The sequence below is a fragment of the Rhizobium sp. L1K21 genome, assembly GCF_024055895.1.
GTDB lineage: Bacteria > Pseudomonadota > Alphaproteobacteria > Rhizobiales > Rhizobiaceae > Ensifer_A.
Map to the genome: position 1 here is coordinate 1947379 of NZ_JAMXLE010000001.1, position 22721 is coordinate 1970099.

Below are 22721 nucleotides of genomic sequence, written 5' to 3' on the forward strand. Positions count from 1 at the left end.
AGCGGACAGGACCCTACACCAATTGCATCAATGGGAGGGGCTTTGCGGCCCCTCTGTCTTTTAGTGGGTTTACATTCGCCTTGGCGGAATTTATGTCAACGCCCACGCTTTCAAACAATCCAGAAGAACGGAAAAATGCGCGTAGAAATTCAGAACATTGTCGACGAAATCAAGCAGGCCATAAGCCTGCTGAGGAGGCATCTTTGACTGGGATCAGGCGGTAAAACGACTGGACTGGCTCAATAACAAGGCCGAAGATCCCACTCTGTGGAACGACCCGACCGAAGCGCAAAAATTGATGCGCGAGCGCCAGAACCTGGACAAGAGCATCAACGGCCTGAAGAAGCTCGAAAGCGAGCTGGCTGACAATATCGAATTGATCGAACTTGGCGAAGCTGAAGACGATGCCAGCATCGTGAAGGATGCCGAAGACGGCATTCGTGCGTTGCAGGGTGAATTTTCCCGCCTGCAGATCGAGGCCATGCTTTCCGGCGAGGCCGATGGCAACGACACCTATCTGGAAATCCATTCGGGTGCGGGCGGAACCGAGAGCCAGGATTGGGCCAACATGCTCTTGCGCATGTACACCCGCTGGGCGGAAAAATCGGGCTACAAGGTGGAGCTTCTCGAAATCCATGATGGCGAAGAAGCCGGCATCAAATCGGCCACCCTGCTTGTCAAAGGCGAGAATGCTTATGGTTGGCTGAAGACGGAATCGGGCGTCCATCGTCTGGTGCGCATCTCGCCTTATGACAGCAATGCGCGGCGTCACACTTCCTTCTCGTCGGTCTGGGTTTATCCTGTGATCGACGATTCGATCGATATCGAGATCAACGAGAGCGATTGCCGCATCGACACCTATCGCTCATCCGGGGCCGGTGGACAGCACGTCAACACGACCGATTCGGCGGTACGTATCACGCATATGCCAAGCGGCATCGTGGTTGCCTGCCAGCAGGAGCGTTCGCAGCACAAGAACCGCGCCAAGGCGTGGGACATGCTGCGTGCACGTCTTTATGAGGCGGAGCTGAAGAAGCGCGAAGAAGCGGCCAATGCCGAGGCTGCCTCCAAGTCTGATATCGGCTGGGGTCACCAGATCCGGTCCTACGTTCTGCAGCCTTACCAGCTGGTGAAAGATCTTCGCACCGGCATAGAGAGCACCGCACCTTCCGACGTGCTTGATGGTGAGATTACCGAGTTCATGGAAGCTGCCCTCGCCCACCGGGTCACCGGCGGCAAGGATGTGGACGTCGCCGATATCGATTGATATCGCTGCCTCAATCAATGCGCCCCGCACTCTTTTCGAGCGCGGGGCGTTTTCTTTTCAAGCCGGGTTTTCGTTCCAGAATAAACTGAAGGCAACGGACATTGGCGCGGCCTTTCTCATTATCTCACCCGTCATTCTCCGACGGTGACGGCGGCAGGTGCGCCGCGTAATGTTATCAGGCTGGCCACCAGCACTATTGCTGCGCAGGTGGCTATGCCTGCCACCATCGGCAATGATGTGCCGTCGAAAAAGAGCGAAACGATAGCCGCCATGGCAGCGGAAATGGCAAACTGGCATGTCCCCATCAAAGCCGATGCAGTGCCGGCAATGTGTCCATACGTCTCGAGTGCCAGAACGAAGGATGACGGCACGACAAGGCCCAGCGCACCATAGCCGACAAACAGGAAGGCCAACATGACAGGTAGGCTGTCCACGCCGGAATATCGCACGGCAAAGAAAGCAATCATCGTTACAGCCGTAGCCAGAACGCCGGTCCGCACCACCCGGCGCAAACCGAAGCGCGCGGCAAGCCTGCCGTTCAGCTGGCTGACCGAGATGAATGACGCCGCATTCACAGAAAAGGCGACGCTGTAGCCCATCGGCGACAGCCCGAAATGATCGATCAGAACGAAGGACGAGCCGGTCATATAAACAACCCATGTTGACATTCCGAACGAGGCAATGGCCATGATGCCGAGATAATAGGGGTCGCGCAAGAGCGTTCCATAATTGCCAAGCATGCTGGAAATGCTGCTATGGGCGCGCTTTTCCCTTGTACGCGTTTCTTCAAGCACAAAAGCTGCCAGAAAGACGCCAACGATACCAAGTGCCGACAAGGCCCAGAAAACGTCGCGCCACCCGCCCAACGTAACGATGAGGCTTCCTGCCAGTGGAGCCAGAATGGGCGAGACACTGAAGACCAGCATCAGCGTCGACATCATTCGTGCCGCCTGTGCGCCGGTATAGAGATCACGGACAATTGCACGGGCAATCACCGAACCGGCACCTGCGCCCAGCCCCTGAAGAAAGCGCATGGCAATCAACCATTCGATATCCGTGCTTAACGAGCAGCCGATGGCACCGATTGCATAAATCAGAAAGCCAACAGTCAGCGGAAGCTTGCGCCCAAGCATGTCTGAAAGCGGGCCGTAAATCAGCTGGGCGACGGCCATCGCGACAAAATAGGCCGTCACTGTAAGCTGCACGGCTCCGGCGTCAGCATGGAAGTCAGATGCAATTGCCGGCAACGACGGCAGATATATATCCAGCGCCGATACGCCAGTGGCCATGAAAAAGCCGAGCAAAAATACATAGGTCACGTATCGCGACGTCATGATCACTCTCCAAATCTATTGAATAACTTTTATTAGCCAAGCCAAGACGGCTGGCAGATTTCATAATCTGTCCATTTTTTTAGACACAACTGTCCAATCAGTCAAGAGGTTCCGCTTGAAAACAGTCTTATGAACGCTTATCCCTTTGATATGAACGTGATCGAAACCAAATTGTCCAAGCGCGACAGGATACTAGAGGCTGCGGCTGCCATTTTGTGTCAGGATGGTTTTGCCGGCGCCAGTATTGATGCTGTCGCCACACGGGCGAATGTCTCGCGGCAAACGATTTATAATCATGTGGGTGACAAGGAAGGGCTCTTTAAGGCCGTCATCAAGGAGTTGGCAGAACGGTCGACGGAGCATTTTTTTGAAATGCTCGAGGAATTTCCGGACATAGACAACAGCGATGATAGTCTGCAGAGCGGCCTCAGCGCATTTGGCACCCGCATTCTTTACCACATGACGCATGACAAGACCGCGCGATGGCTGATGCGGCTCGTACAGAACGAAGGTGAGCGGTATCCAGAACTCCTGTCAGGCTGGCGAGAATACGGGCCGGGGCGGAAGAACCCGGCTTTAGCGGCAAAATTCGCGAGTCTCGCTCACGCCGGTGTGATTCGCCGAGAAGACCCTACGCTGACTGCACGGCAATTCATGGCGTTGTTGACGGCGGAATGGAGACCGGAAACGCAATTGGGCCATCTGCCGGATGAAGAAACATGCAGGGCCATGGCCGAGCGAGGTGTTCGTGCTTTTGTCGCTGCTTATGCAATCAAATAGCTGGCTGAACGGAAAAAGCGGCTTCTCATCTTGATTCCAGACATTGCGATAAGCGGTTGTTTATTTTGCAATCCAGGCAGCCATGCGATCCATGGCCTCGGCCATTTCCGGCGTTGAGCCGGCATAGGAAAAGCGCATCGTACGGCTACCATCGACCGGGTCGAAATCGCCACCCGGCGTTGCCGCGACATTGATTTCCGCCAGCATCTTCTTTGCGAAAGCCATGGAGTCATTCGTGAGGCTGCTGATATCGACATAGGCGTAAAAAGCACCGTCCATGGGTGATGCCAATGGCAGGCCCATCGCTTCAAAACGTTGCATCAGCAGGGCGCGATTGTCGGCATAGGTCTGCTTATAGACCTCGAGTTCGTCCGTTGCGGTGAGTGCAGCTTCCGCGGCGATCTGCGACACTTCCGGCGCAGAAATATAAAGGCTCTGCGCCAGGCATTCGAATGGACGCAGGTAAGCCTCCGGCAAAACCATCCAGCCGACCCGCCAGCCCGTCATGCAATAATATTTCGAAAACGAGTTGATCACCACCACATCGTCGGTCACCGAAAGGGCGCTTGCCTCTTCGCCGGCAAATGTCAGGCCGTGATAAATTTCATCGGAGATGAAGTGGATGTTGTTGGCTGAACAATAATCGGCCAAACGTTTGAGCGCTGCCCTGCCCGTCACTGTACCGGTCGGGTTTGCCGGACTTGCCAGAAGCACGCCGTCTATGCGCTTTCCGGCCTCGCCTGCGGCGGCATCCAGGTTTTCAGGCGTCAAGGTGAAGGCGTTTTCTGCGTCTGCCGCCACCTCCACCACGTTCAGTCCGAGCGCGGCCAGAATATTGCGATAGGCCGGATAGCCGGGACGCGCAATCGCCACCGTCTGCCCGGCATCGAAGAGACCGAGAAAGGCCAGGTTAAAACCGGCTGACGATCCTGTCGTCACGGCAATACGCTCTGGGCTCACGTCCAGACCGTAATAGCGCTTGTAATGTGCACTGATGGCGCTTTTCAAAGACGCCAGGCCGAGCGCGTCGGTGTAACCGATCCGCCCTGTATCGAGCGCTGCCTTTGCCGCCGTGCGCGCTGCCTTTGGTGCCGGATGCGAGGGCTGACCGACTGCGCAGGAAATCACCGGATAACCTTGCGCTTTGCGGCGGGTTGCCTCGGCCAGCACATCCATTGCATGGAACGGTTCAACACGGCTGCGGCTGGACAATGGCGGCACGACATACTCCGGGCGTTGGTATTTTCAGGACTCGTTATGACAGGTCACCTTTTGCAGGATTGCTTCGGCAATCACAATCCCGCGACTGCGACAGGTAAACGCATTTTTGGGGTTTAAGTGGGCACTATAATGGGGCAAACACAGCTTCGACGTCCCATTTCCGCCCTCATGGCGCGTATTTTGTGGATCACTTATTCATTTGACGCGCAAACAGCGCTTGAGGAGATTTTCATGGCGAAGACATTGGCCAGTTTTGCAATGGCAGCGGCACTTGGTTTGTCATCGGCACTGGCAACGGCCCCTGCCGCCTATGCACTGGATGATGCACAGAAGAAGGAAATCGGAGATTTCATTCGCGAATACCTTCTGCAGAACCCGGAAATTCTCTTTGAAGTTCAAGATGCCATGCAGGCCAAGCAGCAGGCAGAACGTCTTGCCAAGGCCAATGCGGTTATCTCCGACAACAAGGACGCCATTTTCAACGACAAGAACGACCTTGTTCTGGGCAATCCGAACGGCAATGTCACTGTAGTCGAATTCTACGATTACAATTGCGGCTACTGCAAACGCGCCATCACAGATATGCAAGCGCTGATCAAGAGCGACGATCAGATCCGTTTCGTGTTGAAGGAATTTCCCATTCTCGGCCCCGATTCGGTTGCGGCACATCGCGTCGCCATGGCTGTGCGTGCGCTCGCGCCTGAAAAGTACGGCGATTTTCACATGGCCCTCCTCGGCGGTCAGGCCCATGCCGACGAGGCGACAGCGATTTCGGTTGCCAAAAACCTCGGCGTTTCGGAAGACGACATCCGCACGCAGATGAAGGAAGGAAACGGCGATGATGAAATCCGCCAGTCCTACGCGCTTGCAGACAGTCTCGGCATTAACGGCACGCCTGCCTATGTGGTTGGAAACGAGCTGATTTCCGGTGCCGTCGGTCTCGACACGCTGACGAACAAGGTTGCCAATATGCGCGAATGCGGCAAGGCAAGCTGCTGACTTGTGCCTCCCCTGTGTTCAGGGCAGTTCCAGCGAATTGATGAATTCATCAACGTCGCTCGTATAGTCGCTTCTCGTACCCAGGCGCTTGTTGATCGCGCCATGGGTCAGCCTCACGGGCATGACCTCTGCGCGTGTTCCGACGGATTGCAGCTTCCGGGCAAAGGCCCGCGCCTGCCCACAGGAATCGGGGCGAAACTCCGAGCAGACCAACAGCATCGGGGCAGCCCCGCGCTTCACCTGATCGGTGGGTGAGGCTTCCTGCCAGGCGTCGGGTCGATCCCCGAAGACAAAATCGTAAAGCCTGTGGTGGCGATAGGTCATGATCTGCGTGATATCGTAAGCGCCGCTGTCGAGGGAAACCGTACCCACCAATTTGCGCCCGCCACGTTTTGCCAGAATTTCTGGATCGACCGACACAAGTGCGGCAAGGTGCGCGCCTGCGGAATGGCCCATCAGCACAAAAAGGCCGGGATTGGCATTCCAGCGCGCGGCATTTTTCTGAGCGAAGGCAATTGCATCTGCCAGATCTTCAGCCTGCTCTATCGGATCAGCGTCCGGCAAAAGCCGTGTATTGGCTGAAATGAATACATAACCTTGCCGTGTCCAGTGCGTGGATTTGTTACCAATGGCGGAAGCGTTGGTCTTGTCGCCGAACTGCCAGGCGCCGCCATGCACGAAGAAGATGACGGGCGCACCACCGTGCGGTGCCTCATCCGGCAGATAGATATCCATACGCTGATAGCGGTCCGCGCCGTACGGAACATCGCGTACAACCTGTCCCGAGAACACGGGAAAGGCTGTCAAAACGAGTAAAACAAGCGCTGCGATTCCTGTCGATCCGGCTTTCTTCATCGTGTCAAACATTAACAGTCCCCGCATTTCCACTGCACGATATTAACAATAAACGGATTTGAATCTGTTTTCAGGTGCTTTACGTGCCACCATGCCACAGAATTGCTTCCATTTGAGGATGAAGGGCTCTATAGGAGGAACCCAAATTGCATTGGCCCGCGTCCATGTACTATGAAAATCAAGAACATTGGAACGGGCGATAAAAAGAACATAGGAAGATGCACCCATGGCAGACAAAAAAGCGGGCATTGATCAATCGCTGGTTAGAGATCTTGCAAATATCCTCAACGAAACGGACCTGACGGAAATCGAAGTCGAAAACGACGATCTTCGCATTCGCGTGTCGCGCGCAGCACCGGCAGCGGCACCAGTGGCTTATGCTGCCCCTGCTCCGGCTGCGCCCGCAGCGGCTGCTGCAGCGCCGGCTCCCGCCGCAGAGGCTGCAAGCAGCGCCGTTTCCAAAAACGCCGTCACCTCTCCGATGGTCGGAACTGCCTATCTGGCGCCTGCCCCCGGCTCGAAGCCCTTCATCGAAATCGGTGCAAACGTCAAGGAAGGCCAGACGGTGATGATCATCGAAGCCATGAAGACGATGAACCAGATTCCGGCACCGCGTTCGGGCAAGGTTGTCCAGATCATGGTTGAAGACGCGCAGCCTGTTGAGTTCGGCGAGCCTCTGCTGGTCATCGAATAAGGAGATTGGTCCATGATCTCCAAGGTCCTCATTGCCAACCGCGGTGAAATCGCGCTTCGCATCTTGCGCGCCTGCAAAGAGCTCGGCATCGCAACCGTTGCCGTTCATTCGACTGCGGATGCCGATGCCATGCATGTGCGTCTGGCTGACGAGAGCGTTTGCATCGGCCCGCCGCCGTCCAAAGACAGCTATCTGAACATTCACCAGATCGTGGCCGCCTGCGAAATTACCGGCGCGGATGCGGTTCACCCCGGCTATGGCTTCCTGTCGGAAAATGCAAAGTTTGCCGATATTCTTGAGGCGCACGGCATTACCTTCATTGGCCCAACGGCCGAACACATTCGCCTGATGGGTGACAAGATCACCGCCAAGCAGACGGCTGAGGAACTCGGTATTCCCGTGGTTCCAGGCTCTGAAGGCGAGGTGACAGAAGAAAACGCGCTCAAGATCGCCCGCGAAATCGGTTTCCCGGTTCTCATCAAGGCGACAGCAGGCGGCGGTGGACGCGGCATGAAGGTCGCCAAGACCGAAGCCGACCTCATGGAAGCCTTCAACACGGCGCGTACCGAAGCGGCATCCGCTTTCGGCAATCCTGCCGTTTACATGGAAAAATACCTCGGCAAGCCGCGGCATATCGAGGTTCAGGTTGTTGGCGATGGCATGGGCGACGCCATTCATCTCGGAGAACGCGACTGCTCGCTGCAACGCCGCCACCAGAAGGTCTGGGAAGAAGCCAATTCTCCTGCCCTTAACGTCGAGCAGCGCATGAAGATCGGGCAGATCTGCGCCGACGCGATGAAGAAGATGAAATATCGCGGTGCGGGCACGATCGAGTTTCTCTATGAGAACGGCGAGTTCTATTTCATCGAAATGAATACCCGCCTGCAGGTGGAGCATCCGATCACCGAAGCCATCACCGGCATCGACCTCGTGCATGAGCAGATCCGCGTTGCCTCCGGCGGGGGCCTTTCAGTGAAACAGGACGAGATCGTTTTCAATGGCCACGCCATTGAATGCCGCATCAATGCGGAAGACCCGCGTACATTCGTTCCCTCGCCTGGCACGATCACGCATTTCCATGCACCTGGCGGTCTCGGTGTTCGTGTCGATTCCGGCGCTTATCAGGGCTACAAGATCCCGCCCTACTATGACAGCCTGATCGGCAAGCTGATCGTCCATGGCCGCACCCGTGTGGAATGCATGATGCGCCTGCGCCGTGTTCTTGATGAGTTTGTCATCGACGGCATCAAGACCACCTTGCCGCTGTTCCAGGATTTGATCGGCAATCAGGATATCGCCAATGGCGATTACGATATCCACTGGCTCGAAGAATACCTGGCGCAAACGTCGGAATAAACATCATGGCACGCGGAAAAGACCCGGAGATTACGCCGGACCTTCTTCTGCGTGCCTATTCCATCGGCCTCTTCCCCATGGCCGAAGCCGCCGATGATCCGGAGATTTTCTGGGTCGAGCCTGAAATGCGCGGCATCATTCCCCTTGATGAATTTCATGTTTCGAAAAGCCTGGCCAAGGCCATTCGCAAGCAGCCCTTTGATATCCGCGTCAATACGGCGTTCGGCCAGGTGATGGAAAAATGCGCTGAATCTGCCGAAGATCGCCCCACCACCTGGATCAATGGGACGATCCTTGACCTCTACGGCGAGCTTCATGCGCTCGGGCATGCCCATTCGGTGGAAGCCTGGGAAGGGTCAGAGCTCGTGGGCGGGCTTTACGGCGTTTCTCTCGGGGCCGCCTTCTTCGGCGAAAGCATGTTTTCGCGCCGCACGAATGCTTCGAAAATCTGTCTGGTCCATCTGGTCGAGAGGCTGCGCAGACGAGGCTTCAAGCTTCTCGACACGCAGTTTACCACGGAGCACCTGAAAAGCTTCGGCGCGATTGACGTGCCAAAGGCGGCCTATGAGGTGTTGCTCAGCGAGGCTATGAGCGGGCCCGACCTGGATTTCCAGTAGTTCCGTCATTTTGCGTTGAGCTCAGTTGCAACAAAGCGTGCACATTCTTGCGCTCTGTCGTTGGAACTATGTTTTATGGCGCAAATATTCTGTCGAAGCGTCTGCGAAGTCGTAATATTCAGCCTATGAAATGAGGCTGTCTCGTGTCGAATGTCAGTCGATGCACACTTCACGCTTTCGCCGCCAGCCTCGCGGGCAAATATAACTGGAGACATTGGAAATGGCTGAATTTCCTAAAAAGGCCAAGATCGTCATCGTCGGCCTTGGCGGCATTGTGGGTGCATCGATTGCTCATCACCTGATCGAGCGCGGCTGGGACGACATTGTCGGTATCGACAAGTCCGGCATTCCGACCGATATCGGCTCGACAGCGCATGCGTCGGATTTCTGCTACACGACCAGCCATGATTATCTTTCGGTCTGGACCACGCAGTATTCCATCGATTTCTTCGAAAAGATGGGCCACTACGCCCGTGTGGGCGGTCTTGAAGTGGCGCGCACCGGCGACGATGAGTGGATGGAAGAAATCAAGCGCAAGCTGACCTCCGGCAAGGCATTCGGCACCAACGTTCGCCATGTCACGCCGTCCGAGATCAAGGAGATGTTCCCGCTGATCGAAGAGGACATGGTTCAGGGCGGCATGTTCGACCCGGACGCCGGCCTCGTCATTCCGCGCTCGCAGACGGTTGCCGGCAAGCTGGTGGATGCCGGTGAAAAGAGCGGCAAACTCAAAGCCTTTGCAAATACGCCCGCGCAGTCCCTCATTGTTGAAGGCGGTCGTATCAAGGGCGTGAAAACGCACCGCGGCACCATCATGGCTGATCACGTGATCGTCTGCGCCGGTCTTTGGGGCCGCCTGATTGCCGAAATGGTGGGTGAAGACCTGCCGGTCATGCCGGTTGATCACCCGCTGACCTTCTTCGGTCCCTATAATGAATTCGAAGGCACCGGCAAGGAAATCGGTTATCCGCTGATGCGCGACCAGGGCAACTCTGCCTATATGCGCGACACGGGCGATCCGAAGTCCACCGAAGGCGGGCAGATCGAGTGGGGTTACTATGAAACCACCAATCCGCGTATGTGCCATCCGCGCGACCTTCTCGAAAAGCATGAGGCGCGTCTTTCACCGTCCCAGCGCGATCTGGAGATGGAAGACATCATGGAGCCGCTTGAGCGTGCCATGGAACTGACGCCGATCCTTGGCGAACTCGGCTACAATGAAAGCCATTCGTTTAACGGCCTTCTGCAGGTGTCTGCCGCAGGCGGACCGTCCTGCGGTGAGAGCCAGAAGGTTCGCGGTCTTTGGTACTGCGTTGCCATTTGGGTGAAGGACGGTCCCGGCTACGGCAAGCTGATTGCCGACTGGATTACCGATGGCCGCACGGAAATCGATCACGCTTCAATAGACTATTCCCGTTTCTATCCGCATCAGTTGACGGAGGAGTATATCTGGAACCGCTCTTACGAAGCTGCCCAGAAGATCTACTATCCGGCTGTTCATCCGCGTGAACCCTATGCCTCCAGCCGCAGCGTGAAGCGGTCACCGTTCTACGAGCGCGAAGTCGAGCTTGGCGGCCACTTCATGGAACTCGGCGGCTGGGAGCGTGCGCATGGCTACGCCTCCAACAACCACCTGCTGGAGAAATTCGGCGATCGAATCCCGGTTCGTGAAAACGAGTGGGACAACCGCCATTTCTGGCGCGTCTCCAACGCTGAACATCTGCAGCTTTCCGAAGACTGCGGTATCATCAACCTGTCCCACTTCTACATGTTCGATGTTGAAGGTCCCGACCATGTCGAGCTGATGGAATGGCTCTGCGCGGCCAAGATTGGCGGCGATGCCAATATCGGTAAGGGTATCTACACGCACTTCCTCGACGACGAGGGCATGGTGCGCGCCGACCTCACCGTCATCCGCATGGAAGACCGTTGCCGCGTCATCGACGGTGCCGACGCCGGCCCGCGTGACTTCCACTATGTAAAGCGCATGGCGGAGGACAAGGGCTACAATGTCACGGTGACGGATGTTTCCGAGAAATACATCACCATCGGCATCTGGGGGCCGAACGCCCGTGAAAACCTCAAGAAGGTGGTCTCTGATCCTGCCGGTCTCGACCCGGAAAACTTCGCCTTTGCCGCCATCAAGCCGATTGAAATTGCCGGCAAGACGGTCACGGCTTTCCGCCTTTCCTATGTCGGTGAGCAGGGCTGGGAATTGCACATGAAATACGAAGACGGCCTGGCCGTCTGGGATGCGTTGCGCGCACAAGGCATCACGCCGGTCGGCGTTGAGACCTATGCCAACTCCCGCCGCCTGGAAAAGAGCCTGCGTCTGCAGAATGCCGACCTTCTGACCCAGTACAACCTGATCGAATGCGATCTGGCGCGTCCGAAGGTCAAGGAAGCCGATTTCCGCGGCAAGGCCAAGCATGTGGAATACAAGGCCCGAGACCATCAGCCCGCGATGCTCTGCACCCTGGTAATGACCGAGAACACCGATTCCAAGGGCGTGAAACGCTATCCCGTCGGTGCCATGCCGGTCGTTGATCCTGAAACTGGTAAGACGCTCGTCGATAGCCTTGGCCGCCTGTCTTACACGACCTCGGTTGCCTTCGGTCCCACCATCGGCAAGAACATCATACTGGCTTACCTGCCGCATGAATATTGCCAGACGGGCCGCAAGCTGAATGTCGAGTATTTTGCCGAGACCTATCCGGTTGAAGTGGTCGGCGTCGGTTATCAGCCGCTCTACGATCCGGAAAACAGACTGCCGCGCACCTGAAACGCACTGGCTATGAAAAAATCGGGGCGGTCTGCATATGCAGGCCGCCTTTTGTTTTGGCCCGCATTTTTTTGAGTGATTGCAGCACTCAGATGCGGCTTTCACCGGCGAGCAGCAACGGAATATTCATTGATCTTGAGGGGCTATTTTGACGTCTGTCACGTCCATACGTGACAAAATAGAGACACTGAATTGCCACATTATAAGCACGCTTATTAAGCTGCTAATATATTGATCTGCATCAACATCTTTCTTCCTCGTGGATGGATAGTCGCAAAAGTCTAAGCATTTCGATTCACAAGGAGACACGAGAATGAATACCATCTGGACCACGGCTCGCACACTGGCCTTAAGCGCGTCTGCGCTGGCGCTGGCGACGGCGGTCAACGCGGCGGATATGACGCCCTTTTCCACGCCGGCGGAAGAAGCTGCAGCCATCTCGCTGAGCCCCTGGATGGTTCGTGTACGCGGGCTTGGCGTGATTACCCGCGACAGCGGCAATGTCGATGGAGTTGCAGGCTCCAACCTGTCCTACAGCGACAGCGTGATCCCTGAACTCGATATATCCTATTTCTTCAACGAAAACTTCGCCGCAGAACTGATCCTCGGCACCACCTTTGCCAAAGTGAACGGCTCCGGCACCATCGCCGGCCTCGGCAAACTCGGTCAGACATGGCTTCTGCCGCCGACACTGACCCTGCAATATCACTTCACAAACTTCGGCAACTTCAAGCCTTACGTCGGTGCTGGTATCAACTACTCGATCTTCTACAATCAGAAGGCTTCTTCAGCCAACTACCTGCATATCGACAACACGTTCGGTGCAGCCCTCCAGGTCGGTTTCGACTACATGGTCGACAATCACTGGGGTATCAACTTCGACGTGAAGAAGATTTTCCTGCGCGCCAAATACCAGGCAAACGTGACTGGCGTGGGCAATGTTACCGGCACGGCCAAGCTCGATCCATGGCTGATCGGCGGTGGTATCACCTACCGCTTCTAAGGCAGGCACATGCTCTGATCCGGCCCGGCGAGCCTTGCTTGCCGGGCTTTTCTATTTCCGCCGACAGCAGGTGATGGCCCTCACAGCGGCGAGCCAAATTATTCGCAGCCGCAACTCAACGGGCGCTTCCTGCGCACAGACTGTCTTTGAGACTATATCAGTAGAGACCGCCGCCCGGCTGGGCGCCCTGGAGCTGCTGCGAACCACCGAAATTCGGGTCTGGCTGCGGCTGTACGCCGTCATTCTGCAGCGGCTGGCCGGTCAATGGGTCAATCTGCTGGGGCTGTCCGGTCAAGGGGTCGATATTGAGCGGCTGGCCTGTCTGTGGATCAACGTTCAGCGGTTCGCCCGTCTGCGGATCAATGGGCACAATAGGCTGTCCGGTCAGCGGATCGATCGGCGCCGTCAGCCCCTGTTCCTGACGTCTCTTGAAATATTCGTCGAGGCCCTTCTCGTCAAGAACAGTACCGTCATCCAGCGTTATCGAATCCGAATTCTTGTTGCCCTCTTCCGCCCCATCCGCCGGTGTCTGCGCATTGTCAGCGGGTGCTGCGCCATCGGCATTTTCTGCCGGTGCCTGCGCTTCTGTCTGCGGAACCGGTGCCGGTTCTGCGCCCTTTGCTCCCGGCGGCGGCGGCACGTCGGACTTGGCCTTACAGCCCTTCAGCCATACGTCATAAATCGGATGTTCCACAGCATTCAGACCGGGGCTGCTTGCAAACATCCAGCCGGTGAAGATACGGCGGATCTTGCGGTCGAGCGTGATTTCCTCCACCTCGACGAAGGCGTCCACACGCTGGCTTTCCTCTTCGTCACGGTTATAGCAGACGCGCGGCGTGACCTGCAGTGCGCCAAACTGCACCGTTTCTCCGATATAGACGTCAAAGGACGTGATGCGACCCGTGATCTTGTCGAGCCCGTTAAACTCCGCAACAGGATTGGAAATGCGCTCTGCGGCGGCGGGGCCTGCCATGGCGGCGGCTATCGCCAGCGCGGCGCTGCCCTTGCGGAGATATGAAACGAGGAAATCCATCGCGATCCGTTTATCCAGTGGTTTGAAACCACTGCCGCTAAATGGCGATTGTGGCCATTCAGCGTCAATGCTCAGCTGCCCGGCGTCCAGGCGTCGTAATCGCCCGTCACGCGCGGACGCTCGCCTGCTTCGACCAGCGAACCGGGCGGATGATAGGCGGCTGCCGTGCCGGTTGCATTGGCGCGATGCGGCTTTTCCCACTCGTGCGGCTTATAGTCCTGCTTCGGCGGCGGAACGTCGGTGCGGTGGTGCATCCAGCCGTGCCAGCCCGGCGGTATCGCAGATGCTTCCGCATAACCATTATACTGCACCCAGCGCCGCGGCAGGCCATAAGACATCATCGGGCCTTCATAATAGATGTTGCCGAATTCGTCTTCGCCGACCTTGGTTCCCTTCCGCCAGGTGAAGAAGCGCGTACCGATTGTCGATCCGTTCCACCAGGTGAAAATTTGCAGGAGAGTCTTCATCGCAAAACCTTGCCAAATGCCAATGCCCCTTGAGTTCGGGGCTCTGTGTATCACCACCGCTTATGCCGCGCCAAGGCCGGCTTGTCCAGAGTAGCAGCTACTTCAGGCGTCAATTTCACGCAGGATTGCCAAGCGACAGAGGAGCTCTTTGCCGAACGACGGCGCGAATGGAGAAGCTCGAGCTCAAGTTTCCCATCAAAGCCGTGCCTGTTTCACCTTTCGCGATGGTCCGTCGGTCATGCAACAGCGGCGACCGAATCAGGCCGATATCATCAGAACCGGGTAATAACGCTGATTCCCGTTCCTTTGAAACTGTTCATGTCGGCGAGTGTTGCCGGCGCGTCGCTGAGGCTGAGTTCGCTGCCGATCAACTTCTCGGGCTGAAGTTTTCCCGTCTCGATCATATCGAACATTGCACCATAACGATGCGCCTGCATGCCGTGGCTGCCTTTGACCTCAAGCTCCCAGCCGATGACGCGGTCCATCGGCACAGGCGGACGCGCCTGATCCGCCAAGAGCAGACCGACCTGCACATGGCGGCCGCGGCGGCGCAGGCAGAGAATGGAGTTTGCCATGGTTGCGGGATGACCGAGCGCGTCGAGTGACACATGTGCGCCGCCCTTTGTGATGTCGCGGATCGCGCCCGCAACATCGCTCGTCTCTGTTCCGTTGACCACAGCCACAGCGCCAAGCGCGCGTGCCAGCTTGAGCTTGTCTTCGGCAAGATCAACGGCAATGACATTTGCGCCCATGGCATTGGCGATCATGATGGCGGAGAGACCAACACCGCCGCATCCATGCACGGCGACCCATTCGCCGGGTTGAACGCGCGCCTGATCGACCACGGCGCGGAAGGAGGTTACAAAACGGCAGCCGAGGCCAGCTGCCGTTTTGAATTCCATGCTTTCCGGAAGGCGCACCAGATTGGTGTCGGCATAATCGATCGCCACATATTCGGCAAACGAGCCCCAGGCGGTGAAGCCCGGCTGAAACTGGCTTTCACAGACCTGATGGTTGCCGCTGGCACATTCGGCGCAATGGCCGCATCCGCTGACAAAGGGCACCGTTACCCGATCACCGGGCTTCCAGCGGGTTACAAGATTGCCGACTGCAGCAACTGTTCCAGCAAGCTCATGGCCCGGCACGTGCGGCAGGGCGATGTCCGGGTCGTGGCCCTGCCAACCATGCCAGTCGGAGCGGCAAAGACCGGTCGCTTCGACCTTCACAACCACGCCACCTGGCGCAGGCGTCGGATCGGGCAAGGTTGCAAGCCGCGGCATCTCGCCGAACTGTTCGTAAAAGACGGCCTTCATGCCACGCTCCACTTCACGTCTTAAAATGCCAATTTCTTTTCCATGATCAGGGCTGGAATGCCCGAGCCACCCGAACCCGCATTGTCGGTCCGACCCACCACGCTCATACCGTGGGCGGTGTAAAAATCAATTGCGCGATCATTTTCTTCTGTCACTTCCAGGCGCAGTTTTTCCGCATCCGGAAAGCAGGTCTCGATCTCGGCGAAAAGGTCGCTGCCAATCCCCTGCCGCTGCCACAGCGGATGCACGTAAAGCTGGTTGAGATTGGCCGTCTTCGGCTCACGCCGCGACATGGCGGCATAGGCCATCCCGCCCATATAGGCACCGCTATCTGCCACGAGGAATTCTGCGTCCGGCCGGTTGAGCCGCGCCTTGATGGCTGGAAGCGCATGCCAGCCTTCAATCAAGGCATCGATCTTGGCGAAGCCGTGAAAAGGCGCATAGGTTTCCCGCCACGTCTCGACGAGAAGGTCTCTCAGCTTTTCAAGATCGGTTTCCTGGGCAGTGCGAATGAAAAACATTTCGTCCCTGCCCTTTCTCTAATGGTTCAACGGCTTTTGCAGGATCAAAGCCGGAATTCCTGAATTGTCACCACCGCAATTGGCGGTCTTGTCGATTTCTTCAAAGCCTTGCGCCCGATAAAACGCAATCGCGGCCTGGTTGTCCGGCTCCACTTCCAGCCGTATGAAATCGGCATCGGGAAAGCAGGTTTCCACCTCTGCAAAGAGGTCGCGACCCACACCCTGACGCTGATGGTTCGGGTGCACATAAAGCTGGTGCAGCATCACCGTCTTGGCAGGTTTCTCCACCATCGCCGCATAAGCCATACCGCCAATCTGACGGCCATCATCGGCCACCAGAAACTCAGAATGTGGACGCGCAAGACGCTGCTTCAGTGAGGGCAACGAATGCCATTCGGCAATCATTTCCTCCACCTTGGCTTCGCCATAGATCGGGATATAGGTCGCCCGCCACGTCTCCGCCAGAAGCGTCTGAACCTTTTTCAGGTCGTCCTCATGGGCGGAGCGGATGAAGAACATTATTCCTCAATCCCGAGCTTGGCCTTGACGATGGCTTGAACGGCCTGCGGATTGGCCTTGCCACCGGTTGCTTTCATGACCTGGCCGACAAACCAGCCTGCGAGTGCGGGCTTGGCGGCAACCTTGGCCACCTGATCGGGGTTGGCAGCGATGATCTCATCAACGGCCGTCTCGATTGCGCCGGTGTCGGTCACCTGTTTCATGCCGCGCTCTTCCACCAGCTTTGCCGGATCACCGCCCTCGTTCCAGACGATTTCGAAGAGGTCCTTGGCAATCTTGCCGGAAATGGTGCCATCCTTGATCAGATCAAGAATGCCGCCGAGCTGGGCCGGAGAAACAGGAGTCTCTTCAATGCCTTTGCCGGCTTTGTTCAAGGCACCCAGTAGATCGTTGATCACCCAGTTTGCCGCCGATTTGGCGTCACGCCCTTCGGCGAGCACCTCGAAATAATCGGCAATGGCTTTTTCCGAAACAAGCACAGAGGCGTCATAGACGGTCAGGCCCAGATCCTTCACGTAGCGCAGCTTCTTGTCGTCGGGCAATTCCGGCAGATCTTCAAGAAGCGAAGCGACAAAGGCGTTGTCGAATTCGAGCGGCAGCAGATCAGGATCGGGGAAATAGCGATAATCATGCGCGTCTTCCTTGGACCGCATGGAGCGCGTTTCGCCCTTGCCGGCGTCGAATAGGCGGGTTTCCTGATCAATCGTGCCGCCTTCCTCCAGAATGGCGATCTGCCGGCGGGCTTCATATTCGATCGCCATGCCGATAAAGCGGATCGAGTTCATGTTCTTGATTTCGCAGCGCGTGCCGAACTCGCCGCCGGGCTTGCGCACGGAGACGTTGACGTCAGCGCGCATGGAGCCTTCGTCCATGTTGCCGTCGCAGGTGCCGAGATAGCGCACGATGGAGCGAAGCTTCGTCATATAGGCCTTGGCTTCGTCCGAGGAACGCATGTCCGGTTTGGAGACGATTTCCATCAACGCAACGCCGGTTCGGTTCAGGTCGACAAATGACATGCTCGGATGCTGGTCGTGCATCAGCTTACCGGCGTCCTGCTCCAGGTGCAGGCGCTCGATGCCGATTTCGATGTCTTCGAAGTTGCCCTGACGGTCCGGCCCGAGCGAAATCGTGATCTTGCCTTCGCCGACGATCGGGTCCTTGAACTGCGATATCTGATAACCCTGCGGCAGGTCGGGATAGAAGTAGTTCTTGCGGTCGAAGATCGAGCGGTGGTTGATCTGAGCCTTCAGACCGAGGCCCGTGCGGACCGCCTGTTTCACGCATTCCTCGTTGATGACGGGAAGCATGCCGGGCATGGCGGCATCCACCAGCGAAACGTTGGCGTTGGGCGCCTTGCCAAATTCAGTCGATGCACCGGAAAAGAGCTTCGCATTGCTTGCGACCTGGGCGTGAACCTCCATGCCGATAATGACTTCCCAGTCGCCGGTGGCACCGGGGATAAAGCGTTTCGGATCGGGTGTGCGAACATCGACAAGGGTCATTGACTGGCTCTTTTGGTGAGGCAAAACATTTCGAACCTCCCGGTAAAACAAATGCCCCTGGGGTGCAAGGTTTTTTGCCTTGATTGAGATCAATGCCCTGTCCTGCAAGCCGTGCTCGTCTTGTCCGACTGAGGAGTATCAAGATGAGCATATTGCACTATTTCATCCGCGCCAATGAAAGTGCCCAGTTGATGGAAGCAATGATCGGCAGGCTGGGTTTGTCACAGACCATTGATAGCCTGCCGGACCAACACAATGTCATGCGCCGCGCTGCCACACGCTGCCTGCATTGCGATCATCCGGATCAGTGTGCTGCCTGGCTTGCCCAGAACCACGCGCCTGACGAGGCCCCGAGCTACTGCAAGAACCACGACATGTTCGAGCGCTTGCTGGATCGCTCTGAAAGCCATCCGTCCAGCTCGTTGACCTAAAATTCACCGTAGCCTTCAGGCTGTTCGCCATCATCGTCGCCCAGGTCCTTCACAAGTCCGACCGTATCAACGTCGCGGTCGAGTTTGGCAGACCAGGCGGTTGTCATCCATTGCACCCGAAAGCCGTTCTTCATGAAAAAGGAGACCGCGTTTTCATTTTCCGAATGAACCTGCGTGATGAGCTCGGTGTGTCCGATCCGGATCATTTCCGCCTCGATCGCCTGCAGCATTTTGGTGCCTATGCCCTGGCGATGAAAGGCGGGCTCCACCCAGAGGTCGGTGATATTGTTGTCCAGTTTTTCGCGCGCAGACCAGCCGACAATCTGGGCGGCCTGTTCGGCAACATCAATCGAAAGCCAATGCTGGCGGGTGAATTGCCGGAAGGCGGAGGCGACATTTTCGCGGGTTTCTTCATCCTCACCCCAACCGATGGCCGCACTTTCCCAGGCCCGATACCCCACATCGGCCAGCAAATAGGCTTCATCCTGCCTTGCGCTTCTGATCTGCACCATCGTTTCGCACTCCCGGTGCACCATTGAAGAGGCCAAATTGGGCTAATTACAACAGGGACCGCACGCAATATCGTTCAAACGGGCCACTTGTGCTCAGTTTTGCACGGTCTAAATTAGCCAAATCAGGAATTTGGGAGAGAACGGGTGGACATCATCATCAACAGCGCACCCGGCCTGTGGCTGAAGTCCTTCCTCTTGAACCCCTGGGGACTTTACCAGCTTGCGATTATCGCTGTCGGATTTCTGGTGGCGAAACTGGTGGATCGCTGGGCCGAGCCGCTGATGGAAGAGCGGGCGCGGCAAATCAGGGGCAATCCTGACCTCCTGCGGGTCATTATCGCGTTCATGCGCAGGCTCGAATGGCTTTTCTTTGTTCTATGGCTTTGGGCGGCGCGCGGTATCGTCCTCTATTATACGGCATGGCCGAGCCGCGTTTGGCTGATTGGCCTGGCGCTGACACTTGCCTCGGTTTGGTTTTTGGTTTCCGTTCTCACCCGCATCATCCGAAACCGCAGCATCGCGCGTTTCGTTGCCTTCGTCGCCTGGGTCTATATCGCACTCTACATGACCGGCTTTGACCGTGAGGTGATGCGCGCACTCGATGGCGCGGCTATCACGGCTGGCACGTTCCGGATTTCGCTCTACTCGACAATCAAGGCCGTCGTCGTCAGTGTGGCGCTTGTCTGGGTCGCGGTCTTGATCGGAAATGTCGTGTCAAACCGCATCGAACGGCTGGATGACCTTTCGCCGGCCTACCGCGTTCTGCTCGGCAAGCTGGTGAAAATCGGGCTGATCATTTTTGCCGGCGCTGCGGCGCTGACGGCCACCGGCATTGATCTCACCGCCTTGACCGTTTTCTCAGGCGCCGTCGGCGTGGGTATCGGTTTCGGATTGCAAAAGGTGGTATCGAACTTCATTTCCGGCATCATCATCCTTTCCGACAAATCGATCAAACCAGGCGATACGATTTCGCTCGGGGATACGTTCGGGTGGATCCGGGAATTGCGCGCCCGCTTCGTCTCTGTCATCACCCGTGACGGCAAGGAATATCTGATCCCCAACGAGGACTTCATCACCCAGCAGGTGGTTAACTGGTCATTCTCATCAGACTTTGTGCGCATCGATGTCGATTTCGGCGTCTCCTACGACAGCAATCCCCACCAGGTCACCAAAATCGCCATCGAAACGGCAAAAGGGATCAAACGGGTGACGAATTACCGCGAGCCCGTTTGCTGGATGACAGCATTCGGGACGTCCTCGCTGGATTTCAAGCTGCGCTTCTGGATCACCGATCCGAATAACGGGCTGACCAATGTGCGCGGCCAGGTTCTGCTGGCGCTTTGGGACGCCTTCAAGGAAGCTGGCGTCAACATTCCCTTCCCGCATCGCGAGGTGATCATGCGCAGTCCTGTCGACGTGACCGTAACGCAACAGACGTCCGGCACATCATCAAAACCCGAGACGCCAAAGGCTTGAAGCGCTTGCCAAATCGCTCTGCTCGCCTATCCTGATGAGGCAATAACGGAGCTTTTATGTTCACTATGTCGGAGACCCGGTAAGCACCCTGCCCGCATCCATTTGCGGAGACAGGGTGAGCACCAAGAACCGCGCCAGACCCTTGCGGCTGGCGCATGTTTTCGTGCGGCCTGCGGGCCAGTTTCCGGACTTTCAGACAATGGACATATCACGCTTGGAACAGCGTATCCTGCACCTCATGGCGCAGGGCGGATGGATTGAGATCATCCGTGAAGACGACAGCAGAAAAATCAGCGAAATCCACTGCTATACACGCGATGGCTGGCGCTATCCCGGTTTGACCATGCGGCTCTTCCGCAAGCTCAAATCCAACCGTGCCATCGCCTCGGCCAATGGCAAGCCCTACCGCATTACGCGGCGCGGGCTGGAACTGGTGCGTGCGCAGTTGGATAATCGCTGAGCAGTGTAAACAGAAAGGCGGGATCAATGTCCCGCCTTTTCTAGAGCATCGGGTCCGGGCTTACCACCACTTGGACGGCGAGAAGCGACCGGCAGCCTGTTCAATTACATGCGCCGTCTTGAAAAGGGTCTCTTCCTCGAATGGCTTGCCAATGAGCTGAAGACCGAGCGGCAGGCCCTTTTCGTCCAGACCGGCAGGAACGGACATGCCGGGAAGGCCGGCCATGTTGACCGTCACCGTGAAGACGTCGTTCAAGTACATCTTGACCGGATCGGCTGCGAGGTCCTGATCGGCAATGCCGAATGCGGAGGACGGTGTTGCAGGCGTCAGGATCGCATCCACGCCCTTGGCGAAGACATCCTCGAAGTCGCGCTTGATCAGTGTGCGCACTTTCTGCGCCTGCAGATAATAAGCATCATAATAGCCGGCGGACAGAACATAGGTGCCGATCATGATACGCCGCTTGACCTCGGCGCCGAAGCCGCTTGCGCGGGTCTTCTCGTACATGTCGATAATGTCCTTGCCCTCCTTGCGCAGACCATAACGAACACCGTCATAACGCGCGAGATTGGAGGAGGCTTCGGCAGGCGCCACGATATAATAGGCGGGCAGCGCGTATTTGGTGTGCGGGAGCGAGATGTTGACGATTTCCGCACCGGCAGCCTTCAGCCAGTCGATACCCTGCTGCCAAAGCTTTTCAATTTCCGCGGGCATGCCGTCCATGCGATATTCGTCGGGAATGCCGATCTTCATGCCCTTCACCGAACCGCCGATGGCCGCTTCATAATCCGGCACAGGCAGATCAACCGAGGTCGTGTCCTTGGTGTCCACGCTTGCCATGGATTTCAGAAGGATGGCCGCATCGCGCACATCGCGCGCAATAGGACCTGCCTGGTCGAGCGAAGACGCAAAGGCAACCACGCCCCAGCGCGAGCAGCGGCCATAGGTGGGCTTGATACCGACTGTGCCGGTAAAGGCTGCAGGCTGGCGGATGGAACCGCCGGTATCCGTTGCTGTCGCGCCGGCACAAAGCTGGGCTGCGACGGCTGCTGCCGAACCGCCGGAGGAGCCGCCAGGAACCAACTGCTGGTTGGAGCCTTCGGCCTTCCAGGGGTTTACCACCGGGCCGTAGTAGGATGTCTCGTTGGACGAGCCCATGGCGAACTCGTCCATGTTGAGCTTGCCGAGCATGACGGCACCTTCATCCCACAGGTTCTGGGTGACGGTCGATTCGTATTTCGGCTTGAAGCCATCGAGAATGTGCGAGCAGGCCTGGGTATGAACATCGCGGGTGCCGAAGAGGTCCTTGATGCCGAGCGGAATGCCTTCCAGCGCGCCGGCCTTGCCTTCCTCGATGCGCTTGTCAGAGGCTTTCGCCATCTCGCGCGCCTTTTCCGGCGTGACCGTGACATAGGCATTGAGCGCCGGGTTGGCGGCTTCGATAGCGGCAATATAGGCGTCGGTCAGCTCAACGGCTGTGATGTCCTTGGCGGCGAGCTTCGCGCGGGCTTCGGCAATGGTCAGTTTTGTCAGTTCGGTCATGGTTCGGACTTTTCGAAAACGGTGGTCGGCGGGCGAT

General features: G+C 57.1%; 21 protein-coding genes and 1 pseudogene. 11 read left to right on the forward strand and 11 right to left on the reverse strand.

Annotated features, from left to right (window positions below; all coding sequences use genetic code 11):
* The first annotated feature begins 135 nt into the window (after positions 1 to 135).
* A protein-coding gene (gene prfB / locus NHF56_RS09375; protein WP_252803674.1) for a peptide chain release factor 2 occupies positions 136 to 1267 on the forward strand; the annotation gives its coding sequence in 2 pieces (ribosomal slippage) (positions 136 to 204 and positions 206 to 1267; 1131 coding nt in all).
* Between the two features lie 131 nt (positions 1268 to 1398).
* On the opposite strand, the gene NHF56_RS09380 is transcribed toward prfB, so the two are convergent.
* The gene (locus tag NHF56_RS09380) at positions 1399 to 2601 is read right to left on the reverse strand and encodes a multidrug effflux MFS transporter (protein WP_252803676.1); all 1203 of its coding nucleotides are present in this window, start codon (positions 2599 to 2601) and stop codon (positions 1399 to 1401) included.
* A 129-nt stretch (positions 2602 to 2730) separates the two neighbouring features.
* On the opposite strand from NHF56_RS09380, the gene NHF56_RS09385 reads away from it, so the two are divergent.
* A complete protein-coding gene (locus NHF56_RS09385; RefSeq protein ID WP_252803678.1) occupies positions 2731 to 3381 on the forward strand; it encodes a TetR/AcrR family transcriptional regulator in 651 nt (216 codons plus the stop codon).
* 60 nt (positions 3382 to 3441) lie between these two features.
* On the opposite strand, the gene NHF56_RS09390 is transcribed toward NHF56_RS09385, so the two are convergent.
* Positions 3442 to 4557: a pyridoxal phosphate-dependent aminotransferase gene (locus NHF56_RS09390; protein ID WP_254007689.1), complete on the reverse strand. Its 1116-nt coding sequence runs from the start codon at positions 4555 to 4557 to the stop codon at positions 3442 to 3444.
* A gap of 276 nt (positions 4558 to 4833) precedes the next feature.
* On the opposite strand from NHF56_RS09390, the gene NHF56_RS09395 reads away from it, so the two are divergent.
* A complete protein-coding gene (locus NHF56_RS09395; RefSeq protein ID WP_252803682.1) occupies positions 4834 to 5601 on the forward strand; it encodes a DsbA family protein in 768 nt (255 codons plus the stop codon).
* 18 nt (positions 5602 to 5619) lie between these two features.
* Here the strand turns inward: NHF56_RS09395 and NHF56_RS09400 are convergent, their stop codons facing one another.
* Positions 5620 to 6468, reverse strand: a complete 849-nt coding sequence (locus NHF56_RS09400; RefSeq protein WP_252803684.1) for an alpha/beta hydrolase — start codon at positions 6466 to 6468, stop codon at positions 5620 to 5622.
* Positions 6469 to 6682: 214 nt separating this feature from the next.
* Here NHF56_RS09400 and accB point away from each other — a divergent pair, with 214 nt between their 5' ends.
* From accB to NHF56_RS09425, 5 genes are all read left to right on the forward strand, one after another.
* Positions 6683 to 7150, forward strand: coding sequence for an acetyl-CoA carboxylase biotin carboxyl carrier protein (gene accB / locus NHF56_RS09405; protein WP_252803686.1), 468 nt, complete (start codon positions 6683 to 6685; stop codon positions 7148 to 7150).
* Positions 7151 to 7162: 12 nt separating this feature from the next.
* Positions 7163 to 8506, forward strand: coding sequence for an acetyl-CoA carboxylase biotin carboxylase subunit (gene accC, locus NHF56_RS09410; protein ID WP_252803689.1), 1344 nt, complete (start codon positions 7163 to 7165; stop codon positions 8504 to 8506).
* A gap of 5 nt (positions 8507 to 8511) precedes the next feature.
* On the forward strand, positions 8512 to 9123 hold the full coding sequence (gene aat, locus NHF56_RS09415) for a leucyl/phenylalanyl-tRNA--protein transferase (protein ID WP_252803691.1): 612 nt from the start codon (positions 8512 to 8514) through the stop codon (positions 9121 to 9123).
* A 220-nt stretch (positions 9124 to 9343) separates the two neighbouring features.
* A complete protein-coding gene (locus NHF56_RS09420; RefSeq protein ID WP_252803693.1) occupies positions 9344 to 11905 on the forward strand; it encodes an FAD-dependent oxidoreductase in 2562 nt (853 codons plus the stop codon).
* A gap of 313 nt (positions 11906 to 12218) precedes the next feature.
* Positions 12219 to 12908, forward strand: a complete 690-nt coding sequence (locus NHF56_RS09425; protein WP_252803695.1) for an OmpW family protein — start codon at positions 12219 to 12221, stop codon at positions 12906 to 12908.
* Between the two features lie 628 nt (positions 12909 to 13536).
* Here NHF56_RS09425 and NHF56_RS09430 read toward each other — a convergent pair.
* The 6 genes and pseudogenes from NHF56_RS09430 to gatB all read right to left on the reverse strand — a co-directional run.
* Positions 13537 to 13941 (reverse strand): annotated as a pseudogene (locus NHF56_RS09430) (DUF2155 domain-containing protein); the annotation flags it as partial.
* 71 nt (positions 13942 to 14012) lie between these two features.
* Positions 14013 to 14408 carry an NADH:ubiquinone oxidoreductase subunit NDUFA12 gene (locus NHF56_RS09435; protein ID WP_252803697.1) on the reverse strand — a complete coding sequence of 132 codons (396 nt, stop codon included), beginning with the start codon at positions 14406 to 14408 and terminating at the stop codon, positions 14013 to 14015.
* Between the two features lie 272 nt (positions 14409 to 14680).
* Positions 14681 to 15721, reverse strand: coding sequence for a zinc-dependent alcohol dehydrogenase family protein (locus NHF56_RS09440; RefSeq protein ID WP_252803700.1), 1041 nt, complete (start codon positions 15719 to 15721; stop codon positions 14681 to 14683).
* A 20-nt stretch (positions 15722 to 15741) separates the two neighbouring features.
* Complete coding sequence (locus NHF56_RS09445) at positions 15742 to 16242, reverse strand: GNAT family N-acetyltransferase (protein ID WP_252803702.1); 501 nt, start codon at positions 16240 to 16242, stop codon at positions 15742 to 15744.
* Positions 16243 to 16260: 18 nt separating this feature from the next.
* Positions 16261 to 16761 carry a GNAT family N-acetyltransferase gene (locus tag NHF56_RS09450; RefSeq protein ID WP_252803704.1) on the reverse strand — a complete coding sequence of 167 codons (501 nt, stop codon included), beginning with the start codon at positions 16759 to 16761 and terminating at the stop codon, positions 16261 to 16263.
* Entirely contained in the window at positions 16761 to 18263 is a 1503-nt protein-coding gene (gene gatB / locus NHF56_RS09455) for an Asp-tRNA(Asn)/Glu-tRNA(Gln) amidotransferase subunit GatB (protein ID WP_252803706.1), read from the reverse strand. The genes NHF56_RS09450 and gatB overlap by 1 nt, the downstream gene beginning before the upstream one ends.
* Positions 18264 to 18406: 143 nt before the next feature.
* Here gatB and NHF56_RS09460 point away from each other — a divergent pair, with 143 nt between their 5' ends.
* Entirely contained in the window at positions 18407 to 18694 is a 288-nt protein-coding gene (locus NHF56_RS09460; RefSeq protein WP_252803708.1) for a DUF6455 family protein, read from the forward strand.
* Here the strand turns inward: NHF56_RS09460 and NHF56_RS09465 are convergent.
* Entirely contained in the window at positions 18691 to 19206 is a 516-nt protein-coding gene (locus tag NHF56_RS09465; RefSeq protein WP_252803710.1) for a GNAT family N-acetyltransferase, read from the reverse strand. The two genes, NHF56_RS09460 and NHF56_RS09465, sit on opposite strands and share 4 nt — an antisense overlap.
* A gap of 144 nt (positions 19207 to 19350) precedes the next feature.
* Between NHF56_RS09465 and NHF56_RS09470 the strand changes: the two genes are divergently transcribed.
* Both NHF56_RS09470 and NHF56_RS09475 read left to right on the forward strand, forming a co-directional pair.
* Positions 19351 to 20682, forward strand: a complete 1332-nt coding sequence (locus tag NHF56_RS09470; RefSeq protein ID WP_252803712.1) for a mechanosensitive ion channel domain-containing protein — start codon at positions 19351 to 19353, stop codon at positions 20680 to 20682.
* A gap of 199 nt (positions 20683 to 20881) precedes the next feature.
* Positions 20882 to 21142 carry a YjhX family toxin gene (locus NHF56_RS09475; protein ID WP_252804939.1) on the forward strand — a complete coding sequence of 87 codons (261 nt, stop codon included), beginning with the start codon at positions 20882 to 20884 and terminating at the stop codon, positions 21140 to 21142.
* Between the two features lie 60 nt (positions 21143 to 21202).
* Here the strand turns inward: NHF56_RS09475 and gatA are convergent, their stop codons facing one another.
* The gene (gene gatA / locus NHF56_RS09480; protein WP_252803713.1) at positions 21203 to 22684 is read right to left on the reverse strand and encodes an Asp-tRNA(Asn)/Glu-tRNA(Gln) amidotransferase subunit GatA; all 1482 of its coding nucleotides are present in this window, start codon (positions 22682 to 22684) and stop codon (positions 21203 to 21205) included.
* Between the last annotated feature and the right edge of the window lie 37 nt (positions 22685 to 22721).